The organism is Haloprofundus salilacus, assembly GCF_020150815.1.
Taxonomy (GTDB): domain Archaea; phylum Halobacteriota; class Halobacteria; order Halobacteriales; family Haloferacaceae; genus Haloprofundus; species Haloprofundus salilacus.
Genome location: NZ_CP083723.1, coordinates 936,783 through 953,851, shown reverse-complemented (window position 1 = coordinate 953,851; position 17,069 = coordinate 936,783). Strand labels below are relative to the sequence as shown.

The 17,069-nt window shown below is 66.7% G+C and carries 14 protein-coding genes; 2 read left to right on the top strand and 12 right to left on the bottom strand.

Translation table 11 applies throughout. From position 1 onward, the window contains the following. Positions 1–81 precede the first annotated feature (81 nt). The 8 genes from LAQ58_RS04930 to LAQ58_RS04895 all read right to left on the bottom strand — a co-directional run bounded on the left by LAQ58_RS04930 (position 82) and on the right by LAQ58_RS04895 (position 10,340). Complete coding sequence (locus LAQ58_RS04930) at positions 82–777, bottom strand: DUF4013 domain-containing protein (RefSeq protein ID WP_224449499.1); 696 nt, start codon at positions 775–777, stop codon at positions 82–84. 67 nt (positions 778–844) lie between these two features. Further along, positions 845–1,819: a DUF4013 domain-containing protein gene (locus LAQ58_RS04925; protein ID WP_224449498.1), complete on the bottom strand. Its 975-nt coding sequence runs from the start codon at positions 1,817–1,819 to the stop codon at positions 845–847. A gap of 84 nt (positions 1,820–1,903) precedes the next feature. Further along, positions 1,904–2,599: a DUF4013 domain-containing protein gene (locus LAQ58_RS04920; RefSeq protein WP_224449497.1), complete on the bottom strand. Its 696-nt coding sequence runs from the start codon at positions 2,597–2,599 to the stop codon at positions 1,904–1,906. A gap of 155 nt (positions 2,600–2,754) precedes the next feature. Then, positions 2,755–4,869 (bottom strand): ribosome rescue protein RqcH, encoded by a 2,115-nt coding sequence (gene rqcH, locus LAQ58_RS04915; RefSeq protein ID WP_224449496.1) that lies wholly within the window; start codon positions 4,867–4,869, stop codon positions 2,755–2,757. Between the two features lie 62 nt (positions 4,870–4,931). Next, a complete protein-coding gene (locus tag LAQ58_RS04910) occupies positions 4,932–5,753 on the bottom strand; it encodes a DUF4397 domain-containing protein (RefSeq protein WP_224449495.1) in 822 nt (273 codons plus the stop codon). Positions 5,754–5,989: 236 nt separating this feature from the next. Next, entirely contained in the window at positions 5,990–7,753 is a 1,764-nt protein-coding gene (locus tag LAQ58_RS04905) for a tRNA uridine(34) 5-carboxymethylaminomethyl modification radical SAM/GNAT enzyme Elp3 (protein ID WP_224449494.1), read from the bottom strand. 213 nt (positions 7,754–7,966) lie between these two features. Next, positions 7,967–9,235 (bottom strand): MFS transporter, encoded by a 1,269-nt coding sequence (locus LAQ58_RS04900; protein WP_224449493.1) that lies wholly within the window; start codon positions 9,233–9,235, stop codon positions 7,967–7,969. Between the two features lies 1 nt (position 9,236). Next, positions 9,237–10,340 carry a class I SAM-dependent methyltransferase gene (locus tag LAQ58_RS04895; RefSeq protein ID WP_224449492.1) on the bottom strand — a complete coding sequence of 368 codons (1,104 nt, stop codon included), beginning with the start codon at positions 10,338–10,340 and terminating at the stop codon, positions 9,237–9,239. A gap of 144 nt (positions 10,341–10,484) precedes the next feature. Between LAQ58_RS04895 and LAQ58_RS04890 the strand changes: the two genes are divergently transcribed. Continuing rightward, a complete protein-coding gene (locus tag LAQ58_RS04890; RefSeq protein ID WP_224449491.1) occupies positions 10,485–11,345 on the top strand; it encodes a helix-turn-helix transcriptional regulator in 861 nt (286 codons plus the stop codon). A 132-nt stretch (positions 11,346–11,477) separates the two neighbouring features. On the opposite strand, the gene LAQ58_RS04885 is transcribed toward LAQ58_RS04890, so the two are convergent. From LAQ58_RS04885 to LAQ58_RS04875, 3 genes are all read right to left on the bottom strand, one after another. After that, positions 11,478–13,571, bottom strand: a complete 2,094-nt coding sequence (locus tag LAQ58_RS04885; RefSeq protein ID WP_224449490.1) for a DHH family phosphoesterase — start codon at positions 13,569–13,571, stop codon at positions 11,478–11,480. 291 nt (positions 13,572–13,862) lie between these two features. Then, positions 13,863–14,495 (bottom strand): YIP1 family protein, encoded by a 633-nt coding sequence (locus LAQ58_RS04880; protein ID WP_224449489.1) that lies wholly within the window; start codon positions 14,493–14,495, stop codon positions 13,863–13,865. Positions 14,496–14,502: 7 nt separating this feature from the next. Beyond that, a complete protein-coding gene (locus LAQ58_RS04875) occupies positions 14,503–15,090 on the bottom strand; it encodes a thymidine kinase (RefSeq protein WP_224449488.1) in 588 nt (195 codons plus the stop codon). Between the two features lie 106 nt (positions 15,091–15,196). Between LAQ58_RS04875 and LAQ58_RS04870 the strand changes: the two genes are divergently transcribed. Beyond that, the gene (locus tag LAQ58_RS04870; RefSeq protein WP_224449487.1) at positions 15,197–16,351 is read left to right on the top strand and encodes a glycoside hydrolase family 5 protein; all 1,155 of its coding nucleotides are present in this window, start codon (positions 15,197–15,199) and stop codon (positions 16,349–16,351) included. A 34-nt stretch (positions 16,352–16,385) separates the two neighbouring features. Here LAQ58_RS04870 and LAQ58_RS04865 read toward each other — a convergent pair whose 3' ends face one another. Then, positions 16,386–16,994, bottom strand: a complete 609-nt coding sequence (locus LAQ58_RS04865) for an NADPH-dependent FMN reductase (protein ID WP_224449486.1) — start codon at positions 16,992–16,994, stop codon at positions 16,386–16,388. Positions 16,995–17,069: the final 75 nt, after the last annotated feature.

The window sequence follows — 17,069 nt, the reverse complement described above, 5'->3', positions numbered from 1 at the left end:
TGGTCGAGGCCGTCGCGTGGTCGCCGCCCGCAGACCGAGACGAAGACTGCCTGTTCGCCACACCGCCGCTTCAGTGACGCGTCATTCCGAACTTGCCGACTCCGTCCGCTCCGCCGGGACGCTCTCGCCGTAGACGCGGCCGACGAGCGCCGCCGCCGCGACTTCCGTGTAGAACAGCACGAAGAAACCAACGAAGCGCGGTAGCGACCGGGGTGCGCCCAGTACCGACACCACGGCGGCGGCGCTCAGGACGCCGGCGGCGGTGACGACGGCGACGAAGTACCGCGCATCCGTCGCCGTCGTCCGAAGCGTCGCTCGGTCGAACGCCGCTCGAAGGCGACGCGAGCGCGCGTAGCCGACGAGCGCCGCCGGGAGGAGATACGCGACGCCGAGCGCCGCGAGCAGTGCCGCCGTCGACCCAATGAGGACGGCGACGCTCGCCGTTCCGGCCAGCGCCTCGGGCGAGAGCTCGCTCGCACCACCGAGCGTCACTAGGAGTACGACGATCGGACCGACCACGTAGAGACCGACCACCAGCGTCGCTTTCAGCCCATCGACGACGAGGCCGCGTAGATCGCCGAACCCCGGAGGTGTCCCGTCTCTGAGCGCCGTCGGACCGTCGCTCCCCTCGTCGAGCACGCGGACAAGGTAGCCGAGAACCAAAATCAGTGGAACGAACGGGACGAAGACGGTGACGACGTGGAGACCGCCGCCGATCAGCAGCGTCTCCGTCGCGTCGTCACCGCGGAGCGGGTAGCGAAGCGACTCCCGTAGCATGCGCTCGTCGTTTCGGGGCGAGTCGTTTCATCGTGTCGTTACGCGTCCGTAGTGGACACGCTACGGGTCACCGGTCACCACCTTCGAAAGTGCGGCCGCGGGTTCCGTCACGGGGTCGGTCGTCGCGGGGTCGGTCGTCGTCGCGCCTCGTCCCGCCGACCCGGTCGTCGCCGCACTCGCTGCCGGACGAGAAATCGCCGTCCGTCGGCGACACCGCCTCGCCGCGGCCTTCGGCGAGGCCGACGCTCCGTCCCACCTGAACCGCCGCTTCGACCTCCGGTCGGCGCTGTCCGCGTTCGGCGCGCGCCCGATCGTCGTCGCCGAGTTCGACAGCGAGCGCCTTCCGTGCTGTCCGGCCGTACAGCGAGTGGACGACGGTCTGGAGGTAGAAGAGGACGAACACGCCGACGAGAAACAGCGACAGCGGAACGGCGACCGTCAGCGCGCCGAACAGGAGGAGGCTCGCCACCGCCCAGCCTTTCGCGTACTCGCCGTCGACGAGAACGCGGCCGACGGTCCGCGGGGAGAACGCCGCGGCGAGGCGTCCCGTCGCGGCGTACGTCACGAGCGCGGCGGGGACGAGGTACGCGAAAACCGGCAGATAGAGACCGCTGACGACCGCCGCTAGCGCCGTCGAGAGCGTGACGAACACCGAACTGGTCGGTCCGCCGAGAGTGCGCAGTTCGACCGCTATTGCGACCACGGCGACGAGTACCCACAGCGTGACGACCGGGAGCAGATAGACGAACGCGACGGCGTACGACCGGAGACCGTCGGCCACCAGTCGATTCCACCGTACGAACGACGGCGCGGCCTCCTCGCCGCGGAGTCCCGCCTGCATCACTCGGACGTAGTACCCACGCAGCAACAGCGGCGGGAGCAACACGAACGGCAACGCGAGAACGAAGAACGGAACGGTCCCCACCGTCGCCAGCCACCCAATCGGTACCAGCAGCGCGAGAAGCGACAGAAAACCGCCCAGAAACAGCGTCTGAACGGCGTCGGCGGTGCGGGCCGGAGCGTTCAGCGCGTCGCGAAACATCTACTCACACAGTCGGACTGTCGACACATAACCGTACCTCCAAAATTCGATATCTTCAAAAGACGATTCGACCGACGCCGGCCGTCAGATGGCGGCGCGTTCGGCGGGCATCTCGTCGTCGCGCATCGCGACGGGGTGCAGCTCGCCCCACGCGCGGCCGATAATGTGGTAGCCGGCGACGGCGGCATAGAACGTGACGAATACGCCGACGACGGTGCCGAGCAGCGGGACGACGTTCAGCGCGCCCGCGACGACACCGGCCACGAGGAAGACGGCGAACGCCGTCAGCCACGCGGTCGCGTAGGTACCCGAGGTCAGCGTCGAGCGGAGCATTCCGGTGTTGAACGCGGCGCCCATCCGGTCGGTCTCGGCGTAGTTCGCCAAGCCGGCGGGCAACGCGTAGACGACGGCGAGACCCGTCACGAAGACAAGCAGCGCGCCGACGAGGCCGAATAGGCCACCGACGACGCCGATGTCGCCGCCGCCGCTCGCGAGGCCGGTCAGCACCGCGAAGACGACAGCCAAGGTAAGCGGAACGAGACCGTAGGCGAGTCCGATGGCGAAGCCTTTCAGGCCGTCGACGGCCATCTCGCCCCAGTCGTCGAACGCGGGCGGTCGTTCGTCGCCGCGCATCGACCCGCGGACGACGCGGAGCAGGTAGCCGATGACGAGGAACGTCGGGACGATGAGGAAGCCGAGCAGGCTGAGGATTCCCCCGATGAGGACGTTCTTGACCCAGTCGTCGCTGTTTCGCACGTACGAGAGTGATTCGGTAAGCATGATGTTCTCCGAGAACTCCCGCGAGTCGCTCAAACGTTCGTGGCGAACGCGACGCTCCCCGTGTAGTTCTCGCTACGCAGATACTACGTCTGTGGATATATCCTTTTCTTCGTGAAAACGGGATGTTCAGGCGATGCAGCGGTTCAGACGCCCGATTAATCGACTATCTCGCTCCCGCCCGGCGGCAGGAACTCCTGTATCTTGTCGGCGCTCGCCACCTTTCTCACGAACGACTGGTCGGCGAACCGCTTGCGGAGTTCGCGGTAGCACATCTGCGCCATGTCGTTCTGGGCGTAGCGACCTGGCTGAAGTCGAATCGACGTCTCGGCCTGCGGTTCGACCGCCGACGGCGGTCCGCCGACGACGCGCGTCTCCGGTTCGCAGGCGATGCCGACGGCGACTTCGGCTTTCACGTCGCGGAAGTACGTCCGGTTGCCGCGAATCACGAACGACCCTTTCTCGACGTACTCGCCGCTCTCGGGCGTTTTCGACACCTGGTCGTGGCTCACCATGTACGCGTCCCCAGCGAAGCGCCCCTCCTTCCAGACGGAGGCGTAGGAGACGGCAAACTGCGCCGCCTCCTGTCTGCTCTGCTCCGGAATCTCTACGTCGCGGGCGGGTTCGCTCGGTCCGGTCGCTTTCAGAATCGTCACCGGACCGCCGCGGGCCTGCGTGTGGAAGAACAGGTCGCCTTTCCCGAGGTACTTTTTCACCAGTTCCTCGTTCTGGTCGGCGTTGCGGCCGCCGATGACGAGGAAGTCGTCGCTGGTCCGGAACCAGCGGAACCGCTCGAACCAGTGCTCCTGTTGCCGAATCGGCACCGACTGCCGCGAGAGCCAGTCTATCTCCTCGTGCTCCTCGTCGTCGTCTTCCTCGACCGCTTCCTCGTCGTCGGCCTCCCACTCCTCGCGGCGTTTTTCGAGCGCTTCGAGCTGTTCGCGGGTGTTTTCGATGGCTTCGAGTGCGCCCTCCTTCTTCTCCTCGATGCGCTTGGCTTCTTTGTACAGTCGGTCGGCGTTCTTCTCTACGCCTATCGACACGTCGAGGGTGACCGTCGTGTCGTCGAGCGCCACGGAGACGGTTCCGTTCGCACCGTCGACGCCGCGGACGGCCTCGGCCGCCTCGATTCCCTGCTCTCTTCCCTCCTCGAACTTCTGGCCGATCTCGTCCCACGGAACGCCCTGCTCGCGCGCGCCCCGGATCGTCGTCAGAATCTCGTTCACGAGATCGTAGCGCGCGTACACCTGTTCGGCGCGCTCTCGCTCCTCTCGGGCTTGCTCGTCGAACCCGCTGATAGCGCCTTCCTGCTGCTCGATGATGCGCTTCTTCTTCGCTATCTCCTCCTCGAAGTTCGGGCCGCCGGAGTCGGCGGCAGCCTCGGCGCCGCCGTCGTCGCCGCTCCGGTCGAGGCGGTGGAAGTACTCGTCGAGCGCGCCGTTGAACGAGTCGTACGCCTCGGCGTCGAGACCCTCTCGTTCGTGTTCTTCGAGCGGGAACGGCGTCACGTCGACGACGGCGTCGTCTTCGAGGTAGACGCGGGGGTCGAACTCGCCGCGCGAGAGCTGTTCGCGAATCCGTCCGAGCGCGTCGTACAGTCTCTCGTACTGCTCGTCGCCTGCGTCGGCGATGTCGAGCGTCTTCTCGACGCCCGCGCGACTGCACACTTCTTCGGCGTAGAGTCCGCCCAGATTCAGTTGAGTCGCGAGCGTTCGTACGACGTCGGTGTCGGAGTCGTCCATCTTGTGCGCAAACGCCTCGTAGCGCACGTCAAGCGGATTCAGCCGCGAACTCGGGAACTCGTACTGACTACCCGGCGCGACGGTCCGCGACTTCAGGCGAACGGTCGAGAGGCTGCTCACCACCTCCCGATTCTCGTCCAAAACGGCGATGTTTCCTTGCCCGAACAGTTCGGCGACGATCTCCGTGTCGGCGTCGGGTCGCTCGAATTTGAAGACGAGAATCCGGTCGAACTCGAACTGTTCGACGCCCGCGAAGTCCGCGCCCGACAGTCGGTTTCGGAGCATCTTCGCGAAGTTCGGCGGTCGACCGGGTGCGTCCGGAACGTGCTCGGCGTCGGCGACGTGCGCGCGCTTGACGTCGCCCACTTCCACGAGGAGTTCGACGCGTCCGCGGTCGAAATCCCGCATCTTGAGGCGCAGGAGGTCGTCGCCGTACAGATAGGCCTTGTCGACCTTCGCGCCCTCGTACCGGCGAAGCTCCGTCACGAGCGCGGCAAGGTCGATGCTCGAAAGCTCCCGCTTTGGGTCCATACCGTTCGATTCCCGTGGCGGCAAAAAAGGAGTGTCGTTCCGACGACCCGACGGTTCGATCTCTACTCGGTCGTCGCGAAGAACAGCCCGAAGTCGCGGTTGCCGAGTTCGTCGACGACTCCCTGCGGCGGTTCGAGGTAGCCGGAAGCGTAGGCGGTGTAACTGACGCCCGCCTCGAGCGAGGCCGGAACGCTCGCAACGATGTCGCCGTCGTTTCCGGGAGTCGCCGCACGAACCTGGATCGTGTAGTTCGTCGCCGGGACCGGCAACGGCTCGCTCGCGTTGCCGAAGCTGAGGCCGTCTATCAGCGTGAGAACGGCCTTCCCATCGTCGTTGAATCGCACTACCCGCATCGGGAGACCCATCAACACTTGCTGCGGGAGCGACCGCAGACGTTGGTTGAGTTGCTCGGACTCGACGACTGCGGTCACGTCGACTGGCGGCGCGTCGGGCGCAGCGTGAACTGCCTGCACCGTCGACAGCGCCTGAGAGCCCTGTCCGGTCAGGATCGGACTCTGCGTCACGAGCGGCTGGATGCTCCCGTCGCTCAACTCGCCGATGGCGGCAAGCGAGTAGTTACCCCTCTCGAGGGTCACCTCCGTGTCGATGACCGCCTGGCCTTGGCCCGCACCCGTCGGGGTGACCGCTACCTGGTAGCTGCCCGGCGGACCGGATAGGTACGGACTGACCTGCTGGAACTCCAACCCTTCGATCACTACCTCACCGTCGAGATAGACATCGACGGGCGGTGCGTCTGGCACGGCGTGAACCGCTCTAACGCGTGCTGACTGCTGTTGGGCCGCGACGGTCTGTGTCCCTGCACCGACCGCCAGCGCACCGCCGCCGAGAACTTTCAACGCCGTTCGACGTGACGTGTTTATCATTTCAATTTTCCTCCATGCAGTATCTGGTCTTCATCCATCAAAAAGCTCTACTCTTTCAAAAATTTTGGAAATTGTGAGCGTTAGAGTGGTTTATTGTAACGGTTTTCTGTGTCAACGTACAGACTACTCCGGCAGTATGTCTCCCGAAAGCAGACGACTTGGTCGATGCTACGACGAGCAATTTCGCTTCGCTCTCTTGCTTTCGCTCGGGTGCCCTGAAACCGCTCTCTTCGCGGTCAGAGTCGCTTACTGACGTACGGGCCGTCCTGATGGTAGCCCATCTTCTCGCGGTAGTACTGCCGCACTCCGATGCCGGAGATGACCGAGATCTTCTCGAATCCGGCGTCCGCGGCGATGTCCTCGGCCTTCCTGAGGAGTCTCTTCCCGTAGCCCTTGTGCTGCCACTGGTCTCGCGGCGTCCCGCCGCTCGACTTTTTCGAGGCACGTTGCGCCTCGCTACCCCCTTCGCTTCCGATACCTGCCTCGCTCCCGTAGACGTGGAGTTCGCGGACGAGCGCCGCGTCTTCGAGTTCGCGGCGTACCGGGTCCCGTGCGGAGAGTTCCGCGCCGCCCTCGGGCGCGGCGTGCGAGTACGACGGAAAGCGGAGGCGACAGAAGCCGACGAGCAGGTCCTGTTCCGTATCCTCGAAGCTGATGAACTTCTCCGTTCCGCCGCCGGCCTCGTACGTCATCACGTCAAGTTCCACGTCCCCGGGGTTGGGGTTCGCCTCGTTCATCCCCACCTCGCGAGCGCGGATGTCGCGGAGCCGTATTCCTCGCTCCTCGGCGCGCTGCTCGGCGAGTTGCCGGAGGTTCGACTTCCACACTCCGGCGTCGATGAAGTCGGCGGGGATGTCGCGCTGAACGCGCTGGAGGCGCGTGTACTTCGGAATCATCCCCATCGCCTCGGCGACGATGTCGGCTGCCTCCTCGTTCGTCAGCGGGTCGTAGTCGTCGCGCCGCCACCAGTCGTAGATGCGCGTGCCGCGGACGACGAGCGTCGGGTAGATTTTGAGGTAGTCGGGCCGCCAATCGGGGTTCTTGAACAACTGCCGGAAGTCCTCGACGCACATCTCGCGCGTCATCCCCGGTTGTCCCGGCATCATGTGGAAGCCGACCTTGAACGCCGCGTCGCGGAGGCGTCGGTTGGCGTCGATGGAGGCCTGGTTGCCGTGGCCGCGGTGCATCTCGCGGTTGATGCGCTCGTAGGTCGTCTGGACGCCCACCTCCACCTTGGTCGCGCCCAGATCGAGCATTCGGTCTATCTGCTCGGGGTCGCACCAGTCGGGCTTGGTCTCGAACGTTGTCCCGATGTTTCGAATCTGTCCAGTTTCGTTCTCGGCGATGACGTCCTCCAGGTAGCGGAACTCGACGTTCTCGGGGTCGGGCTTGAACGACTGGTCCTCGGCCGGTTGCGGCTCGGAGTCCAGATCGTAGTCGTTCATCGCCTCTAGCGCGCGCTTGACGAACCACTCCTGGTAGTCGTGGCTCCGGGCGGTCATCGTTCCGCCCATCAGGATGAGTTCGACCTTGTCGACGGGGTGGCCGATGTGCCGGAGCTGTTCGAGGCGCAGCGTCACCTGTCCGTACGGGTCGTAGTCGTTCTGCACGCCGCGGGCGGCGGCGGGTTCGTGGCCGGTGTAGCTCTGCGAGGAGGAGAACTCCGAGGCGGGACCGCCGGGACAGTAGAGACACTTCCCGTGCGGACACATCTCGGGGGAGGTCATGATGGCGACCGGCGAGACGCCCGACGCCGTCCGGACAGGTTTGCGACGGACGACCTCTTTCACGTCGTCGCGGTGTTCGTCGGGCGCGTACTGCAGAATCTCGGTGTTCTTCGGCACTTTCGGCGAGGAGAACTCCGAACAGACGTTCAGCTTCTCGGACTCGAGGTCGTCGCGGTCGATCTCGCCGTCGACGATTCGCCGGGCGAGTTCCGCACACGCTTCGCGGAACGCTTCGGGTTCCTCCTCGGCCGCGTCGGGGCTGTCGGTACTCATCGCGTGGGTGAGACCTCCGTACGGGCGACGAGTCGATTCATTACCTGCGTGTCATCGGTTTTCGGGGTTAAGGGTGTCGCTCCCGGGGGCGGCGACAGCGGTTACGCGACGCGCATGGCTACGATGGCCCCCGTCGCCGTCACCTCGCCGTCGTGACCGAGCTCGCTCCGGATTCGCATCCGTCGGCCGACGTCGCACCGTCCGGCGGCCGTCTCAGCGCACCTCCGAGGCTGCAATCGCCTCGTCGACTGCGTCGTCGACGACCCGGCCGGTCGCGAACGCGAGAACGACGGCGCAAACGAGCGCCGCGACGCCCGCGAACAACAGCAGCGTCGCGTAGCCCGTCGCGAGTGCGATTCCGGCGAAGATAACGGGTCCGGCGGCGCGGCCGAGGAACGTCGCGCTGTTGCGCAGGCTGAGCGCCCCGGCGCGGAAGTGCGTCGGGACGAGGCGACTCACCTCGGCGTCGACGGAGGGGAGGACGAACCCCGCGCTCGCACCGACGAACATCACTCCAACGCCGACGACGAGCACGGCCGGCACCGCCGAACCGGCACCGAGACCGGTGGCGGCCCACGCGATGCCGAGACCGACGGCCGCACAGACGAAGCCGGCGACGACGAGCGTCCCGTTGGAGACGTGCTCGGCGAAGCGGCCGTTCGACGCCGCGACGCCGACGGCGACCACCTCCGCCGCGGTCAGCGTGAGCCCGACGAGAAGCGGCGAGAACGCGAACGTCCCCGTCAGGAGGAACGGCAGCGTCGTCAGGACAGCACCGAAGAACAGCAACTCCGCGGCGAACGTCGCGCCGAAGTAGACGACCGTTCCGGAGGCGACGAGCGACCCTGCGACGCCGCGGAGGTAGCGGACCGTTCCCTCCTCCTCGGGTTCGGTGTCGTGTTCGAGGCCGGCGAGCGCGTACCACGCGACGACGGCGAGCGGGACCGCCAGTAGGTAGGCGAGGAACGGGACGTTCCAGCCGTAGGCGACGAGCGCGCCGCCGACGATGGGAAACGCCGCCGCGCCCGCCGACAGCACCGCCGTGTTCGCGCCAAGGACGGCGTTGCGCTGGACGCCGTCGAACGCGTCGCCGATGATGGTGACGGTCGTGATGAACACGCCCGCCGCCGCCGTGCCGCCGACGAGGCGGAGCGCGAGCACCGTCGCGAAGTCGCCGGCGACGTACACCGCGCCGCCGGAGAGACCGAACACGAACAGGCTCACGACGAGCACGCGCCGCCGCCCGACGCGGTCGGCGAGCATCCCGATGAACGGCGAGAGGACAATGCCGGTCAGGAAGTAGACGGTGATGAGCAAACTCGCCGACGCGTCGCTCACGCCGAAGACGTCGCGGATGACCGGGAGCGCCGGACTGACCAGCGGGACGCCCAGCGGAGCGAGCAGCGTGCTCGCGAGCACGACCAGCACGACCGGCGAGCGCCACGGGACCGACGCTTTTTCCGTGGAAGCTGTCGCGCTCATCTTAGGCCTCCAGTCGGTAGAACCGCCAGAATTCGTTCTCGATGGGCAGCACCTCGAACGTACCGAAGCCCGCGTCGTCGGCGTAGCCGCGGAGCGTGTCGGTCCGCATTACGGTCCCTGTGGCGGCGGAGTGCTCGCCGACGCGCCCGGCGGGGAGGCAGTGAAAGACGCTGCAGCCGTAGAGGAACTGCTCTAACTCGTCGGCCTCCGCGGTGAACTCGTCGCCGACGCGCTCGTCCATCACTAGGACGATTCCATCGCCGTTTGCGAGGCGGCGCATCGTCGCCAGCGCGCCGACCGGATCGGCCATGTCGTGGACGCACTCGAAGGCGGTGACGAGGTCGTACGCTCCCTCCAATTCGGGGTCACTCGCGTCGCGCACCGCGAAGGTGATCCGGTCGGCAACGCCGTACGCCTCGGCGTTCTCCGTCGCGGCCGCCACCGAAGCCTCGTCGAGGTCGTATCCGTCGACGCGGACGTTCGGGTACGCCCGCGCGATGCCGATGCTCGACCAGCCGTGTCCGCAGCCGATATCGGCGACGCGGGTGGGTGTAGCCGACGAGAGGCGCTCGTGAACGTCCGGGACGCTCGGCAGCCACGCCTCACCGAGTAGGTGGAGGAACGACGGCCGGTTCATCGCCGCCAGTCCCTCGTGCAGGTTCGCGCCGTAGTCGGCGAATGGGACGCCCGCGCCGGTTCGGTAGGCCTCCACGATATCGTCGAGCGGACCGACGAGTCCGGCGGCCGCTCGCGCCAGCGGCGCGAGGTAGTAGAGGCTGTCGGCGTCGACGAGAAGGGGTTCGTACGCCTCGGGGAGCGAGTAGCGCCGTTCATCGGCCGCGGCGCGCTCGTCGTCGATGGCGAGGATACCGGAGACCGTCTGGTGTTCGAGCCACTCGCGGACGTACCGCTCATCGGTCTCAGTTCGCGCCGCGAGCTCGCCTGCGGTCTGCGTCCCCGCCGCCGCGAGCACCTCGTACACCCCGAGTCGAGTACCGAGGAAGACGCTGAACAGCGTCAGCGTCGAGTTCGCGTCGGCGAACAGCTCGCCGGCGAGCGCTTCGGTCGGGTCCGGTGGTGTCGTGGTGTCGGTTACTTCTGCCATAGGTGTCGGGAGGCGACCGACCCGGCTATAGTTAATTTTCGAGAATCGTTTCCCGCAATCAGACGTGTCTCACGGCCTGAGACAAAGATTAAGCCGTGATACGGCCTCCAATTCTGTAAGGGTTCCTCACGGGGGGAGAGAACTATGGACAGAACATCGCTATTCGAGGAGTTACTCCAGCAGTCGTACGCGCTCCGACGCGACGTTCGGGAACCGGAGACCGACCGGCAGCGACTGGAGACGGACGACCTGCTGGACGTGCTCCGACATCGGGAACTGCTGGAACTACTCATCGAGGAACCGTTAGACCGTAGCGACATCCAGACCCGATTAGGAATCTCCCGCGCGACCAGCCATCGCTTCACCCGCTGGCTCGAGCAGCACAGACTCGCCAAGCGTCGCGACGGCCGCTGGTGTCTCACCGGACGCGGCGAGACGGTCGCTGAGGAGGTGCTTCGCTTCGAGCGGAACCTCCGTGCGGCCGCTCGACTCGAACCGCTGTTGGAGTGCATCTGTCCGGACCACAAGGACTTCGTCATCGAACCGTTCGCCGACGCCGTCGTGACGACGGCCACGCCCGAAAATCCCTACAAACCGGTCGAGCGATTTCTGCGCCTCTTAGAGACGAGCGACACCTTCCGCGGCTTCAACACGACGCACATGGTTCCGCCGGGGGTCGAGCGGTTCTACGCCTCGCTGTTCGACGACACCGAGAGCGAGATTATCTACCTCCCCAGCGTCGTTGACCACCTCCGGTCGACGCACCCGAACCAACTCGCTGACGCCATCGACCGCGGTCACCTGACGCTCCGGACGCGCGAGGCGCTCCCGTACGGACTCGCCATCTTCGACGACCGCGTCGCCGTCGGCGGTTACGACGACGAGACGGGGACGATGCGCGTCTTCGTCGACACCGACGACGGCATCGCCCGCGAGTGGGCGCGCCGCGTCTTCGAGGCGTACCGCGACCACTCGGTCCCGCTCGAATCGACCGCCGGGGCGTAACGGCACACCCGTTCACGCCACTCTCCTCGCTTTCGCGAACGTCCACCGCCGAACGAGAGCGGTCGCCGTGAGAATCGGGAGCGGAACGAGAGAAACGGAGAGACGGAGAGAAGGAGAACGCCTCGCGACAGCTTACGACAGCTGCTCGGCGATGGCTTCGACGACGGCCTCTTTCACCTGTTCGCGCCGACCCGAGAGGAACTCGATACGACCGTCGCGGATGCCGACGGCCGTGATGCCGGCTTCGGGGGCGCGTTCGCGCGCGGCCTCGGCGACGGCGCGGAGGTCCACGTCGACAGTGCTGCGGAGGTAGAGTTCGTCCATCGCGACGCCGATGGTGACGAACTGGTCACCCTCGCGCTCGCGGCGGTGGAGTTCGTCGAGCAGCAGCGCCGTCGGCGGGAAGTCGAAGCGGTGGGTGTACGCGTCCGTGTCGAGGACGGCGAACTCGACGCCGTCGGACTCCCGGGATTCGAGGTTCGCCTTCGCCGTCTCGACTTCGGCGTCGAGTTTGAGACGGAACTGCTCGGAGACGTGGCTGGCGAGGTTGCCCGCGTCCTCGCCGTCGCCGTCGGGGGTGACGCCGTTGTCGAACAGCAGGTCGGTGATGAGTTCGCGCTTATCCTCGTAGGACTGGTAGTACGCCTCCAGCGCGACGGCCTCGCGGAGTTCGCGCACGTACGTCTCGTCGTACCCCGCGTCGTTCGCGACGTCGAGGTACGACTCGGGGGCGTTCTCCCAGTAACTGACCGCCGGGAGGTGCCGCAGATCGTCGCGCACATCCTCGTTGACGGCGGCGGCGAGGTTGGCGACGAGCGCGCCCGTCGAGAGGTCCGACGCGTCGGCGTCGGCGAGCACCGGCGAGACGAGCACGTCGGTGGACTCCTCGACTTCGGCGTCGACGGCGGCGGCGTCGACGACGACGCGCTTGGCGCCGTAGATGCTGAGCAGGTCGAGTCCGTCGCTCGACTCGACGGTGGCGCCGGTGCCGACGAGGAGGACGAGCGGCAGTTTTTCACCGTGGCGGTCGCGGTCCTGCAGCATCCGCGTCACGTCGTTCGTCGCGGCGTCCATCCCGTAGACGGCCTCTTCGAGCGGGCGGCGGTCGAAGTAGTGGTACTCGGCGTCGGATTTGGCGTGCTCCTCGCGGATGAGCGGGAGGACGGCGCGCTCGACGGCGGCACCGGCGACGTAGCCGTCGGCGGTGGCGGTGTGGCGGACGATGATTGGCCGGGACTCGAAGACGGCGCGGCGGAGTTCCTCGGCGGCGTCCTGCAACTGACCTTCGACCGCCGAGACGGCGTCGTGGTCGGCCAGCGGCGTCACGCTCTCGGGCCGCGCGCGGCCGCGGAGCGCGTCGGCGAGACGCGACTGGACGACGTCGGCGTCGTCGTCCTCGAGCGAGACGAGCGCCTCGGTCTCGACCTGAATCTCGTTGCGGCGGAGTTCGACCTCGCCGTCGAGACGAATGACGGAGCCAACGTCGACTTCGGGGTAGGCGCGGACGCCCGCCTCGACGAATGCGGCGGCGTCGACGACGCCCGTCTCGTCGCGGATCTCGAAGACGGTCGGGCCGCCGGTCTGCTGGGTGCTGACGACTTCTCCCTCGATACGGACCGTCTGGCCCACGCGGTCGCTCAGCGTGCCGATTTCGACGCGCTCGTAGTCGGCTGCGGATTCGGAGATCTCCGCTCGGTTCTCACCGGCGTCGGCGGTCGACTCGCTCGCTTCGTTCTCGTCGGGTTCCGCCGTCTCGTCGTCGCTCTCGTCCTCCCGCGAGGCGCTGCCGTGTCGAACCGTCGGCGTCTCCGGTACGTCGGCCTCGGCCTCGTCGCCGCTCTCGTCTTCTTCGCGGTCGTGGTCGCCCTCGGCGTCCTGGACGAGGGCGCCGCGGAAATCACGCTCCGACTGGCGAATCGACCAGCCGAGGTCGATGTTGCCGTTGTCGCGGACGTTCTTGACCTGGACGAAGACGGTGTCGCCCGGTTCCCAGTCGAGACTCTCTAATCGGCGGTCGAGTTCGCTGCGGTGAAGCAGGCCGGTGACGTTCGGCGCGAGGTCGACGAAGACGCCGAAGTCGGCGTAGCCGTCGACGGTGCCGCTGTAGAAGCGGCCCGGCGTGAGTTGTGACTCGTCGTTACCCCGGAATTCGAACACTACGTCTTCCTGGTGGCTGTCGCAAATTCGGCCCTCGACGGGCGTGCCGCAAATGATACACGTACCCATTTGCTCGGAGAAAATGGCCCCGCCCTAAAACGGTTGTCGAAAGTCCTCTACGAGCGAGCGCCGGTCTCGACCGCGACAACTCTTCGTGACCAACCACACGTCAGCGTCGACGCGATCGGTCTCGACCCGCCGGTGTCAGCCGATTTTCACGCGATTCGGTTTCCGGACCAGCCGTATTCCACCCCCCCCTTCGACCCGATTCCGGTCCCGTAACACTCCGATTTTGGTTCCGAAGCTCTCAGTTTCACCTCGGCGGAGCTCGTGGCTCGTCTCCGCGAGCGCCCGCGACGCTCAGATGAGCGTCCACGAGCGAAGCGCACTCTCGACGAGCGCCGCGAGCGGTTCCACCCCGCCGAACGCGTAGCCGAAGATGAGAACCGACGGGATCGCCGAGACGAGCGCCGCCCGGAGCAGGGAGGTGCGGTGTATTTCACTGATGCCGACGGCGAGCAACCCCGTGCCGTAGAGCGCGCAGACGACTCGAAGTTCCGGTACCGGGACTCCGGCGAGCACGCATGGCGCGGTGGCGTAGGCGATTGTCTGCACCGTCTCGCTGACGCCCGCGCGGTCCCTGACGGCGAGGATGAGAAGCACCGTCTGCAGGGCCGCCGTCAGATGGAGCGTCGCTGGCGCGACGAACAGCGCGACGGCCAGAAGCAGGAGGAGACTCGTCAGTGCACGACTGTCGGCGACGACCGGGACGAACTCGGTTCCCAGCACCGTATCGCCGGAGAACGCCAGCGTGCCGCCGACGAAGCAGAGCGCGACGAGGACGCCGAACACCAAACCCGGAGCCTGGTCGCCGGGGGCGACGCCGTTGCGGAAGAACCGCCGCGGGCGAATCAGCACCTCGACCCACGCGCGGAGCAGTCCGCGCGGCCCGCGGTCGCGCCCGTTCCGAGGATTCTCCACCCACGTAGTCACGGTCTCACTAGTCGCTCCGGAGGGTATGACAGTTCCGACAGCGCGCCTCGTAGGACTCCTCGGCGCCGACCATGATCGTCGGGTCGTCGACGTGAGCGGGGTCGCCGTCAATGAGTCGCTGGTTCCGCGTCGCCGGTTCGCCACAGACCGTGCAGATGGCCTGTAGCTTGTCGACGTACTCGGCGAGCGCCATCAGTTGCGGGACAGGGTCGAACGGTTCGCCGCGGAACGTCTGGTCGGTCCCGGAGACGATGACGCGGCGGCCGTCGGCGGCGAGCGCCTCGCACACCTCGACGAGTGTCGCCGAGAAGAAGTTCGCCTCGTCGACTGCGACGACCTGTTCGCCGTTCAAGTCGTCGAGCATCTGCCAGACGCCCTCGCCCTCGTTGTCGACGACGGTCGCCTCCCACTGGCGGCCGTTGTGCGAACCGATGGTCGTCTCGCCGTAGCGGTCGTCGATAGCCGGTTTGAACACAGCCACCTCCTGTCCCGCGATCTCGGCGCGGCGGAGGCGTCGCAGCAGTTCTTCGGTCTTTCCGGAGAACATCGAACCGGTGATGAGTTCGACCCATCCGCTCCGGGTGATGGCGTGCATTGGGTGTTCTCGGTTCGAGCGAGACCAAAACGATTGTCTTCTTCGTCGGACTGTCGTCGCCTCGCACCGAACCGATAACCGACTCCGCGTGGCATCCAATCACGCCATGTCGACCACCACGGACGGGCGGCTCTCGGACGTTCGCGGCGCAGTGTACGTCCCCGCGCGAGCGTTCAACGCCTACCAGTTCTGGGAGGAGTACGACCCCGACGAGACCGAGCGGGACTTTCGCCTCGCGGCGCGACTGAACCGCGACGCGGTTCGCCTCTTTCTCAGCTACGAGTACTGGTTCGACGCCCCCGAGTCGATGGAGCGAAGCGTCGACAACCTGCTGTCGACCGCCGAGGAGGAGGGTATCCGCGTCCTCCCAATCCTCTTCGAGAGCGCGGGCGAAGAGCCGACCCGTGAGCGCTGCCGCGACCGCGACCCGCACACCGCCTGCGCCGTCCGCTCGCCCTCTCACGAGATCATCAACGACGAGAACCGGTGGACCGGTCGCGGCGACAGCAGTGGGAGCGACGACGGGGACGGTAGTATCTTCTCGGAGGCGAAGCGGGCGCTCGGCCTCGACGACACTGCACACACCGAGGAAGGACGCGACGCCGGCGACCGGTTCGGCCGGAAACCGGGCGGTCCGCGCGAGTACGTCGAGTGGTTCGTCGACCGCTACGGCGACGACGACGCGCTGCTCGCGCTCGAAATCATGAACGAACCCGGCGACTGGGACCAGCGGCTAAAGTTCGCTCGCCGGATGCTGCGCGTCGCCGACGACAATCGAGGGGATCTCCCGCTGACGATGGGCTGTAAGGAACTTCGGTACAACACGCTGTACGACGACCCCGAACTCGACGCGTTCCAGTTCCACCTCAATCTCCCGCCGACGGCGCAGAAGATGGACGAGCGGATGCGGAACGCCCGCGAATTCGCCGACGAGCACGACAAACCGGTCTGGATCACCGAGTGGCAGCGCACGCGCGAGGAACCGCCGAACAGGTTCCTCCCCAACTACGCGTCGCTCGCGGAGACGATTCGGAGCGGTCCTGTCGACGGCGACTTCTTCTGGTCGCTCATGCTGAAACCGGCGTATCTGCCCGACCAGCGCGAGAAGGGCCGAATCAACGGCGTCTTCCACCGAGACGGCTCGGTCTACTCTGCCGCCGACGCGCGGGCGCTCGCGGGTGACGACTCGCTAGATTTCGAGGAACGGCAACGACAACCGTCGTGGCTGCCGCCGGACCTCACCCGCGCGGAGACGAACTGAGCGGCCGCGGGTGCGTCCGGCAGCGACGACCGACTCACTCCGCCGACTGTCCGCCTGACTCCGCCGAGCGCTCGCCCGCGCCGACGTTCTGGTCGCTCTCGAACGTCGGCGGGTCGGGTTCGATGATCGCGTACTCGACGACTCGCTGCCCGAGCGTCGCGACGCGCGACTCGAGTCGCTCGTCGACGAACTCCCCCTCGTCGAACGCGCCGCTCGCCCGCGGGATCGCGACCTGATGCGGCAGTACCCAGGCATTGAACGCGCGACAGACCGAACGGAGGTGATCGAGCGCCGTCACCGGAAACGCACCCCCCGCGACGGCGAGTAACCCGACTGTCTTCCCCTCCAGTTCGTCGAACCGGCAGTAGTCGAGCGCGTTCTTCAGCACGCCCGAGTACGACCCGTGATACACCGGCGTTCCGAGCAGCACGGCGTCCGCCTCGCGTACCGCTCGGCGCAGCCGCTCGGCGTCGCCCGCGGTACGCTCGTCCGCGTTCAGCACCGGAAGGTCGTACTCCCGGAGGTCGACCAGTTCGCCGGTTCCACCGGCGTCCTCGACGGCTTCGAGCGCGCGCTGCAGCGCCAGTCGGGTGTAGCTTCGCTCCCGGAGACTTCCGCAGACCGCGACGACGGGTGTCGGCATGACGTGTTCTCGGGCGGCGCGTGGCAAAACTGTACGGCCCCACGACCGTCGACTCCGCGTTCGGTCCTCGGCGGC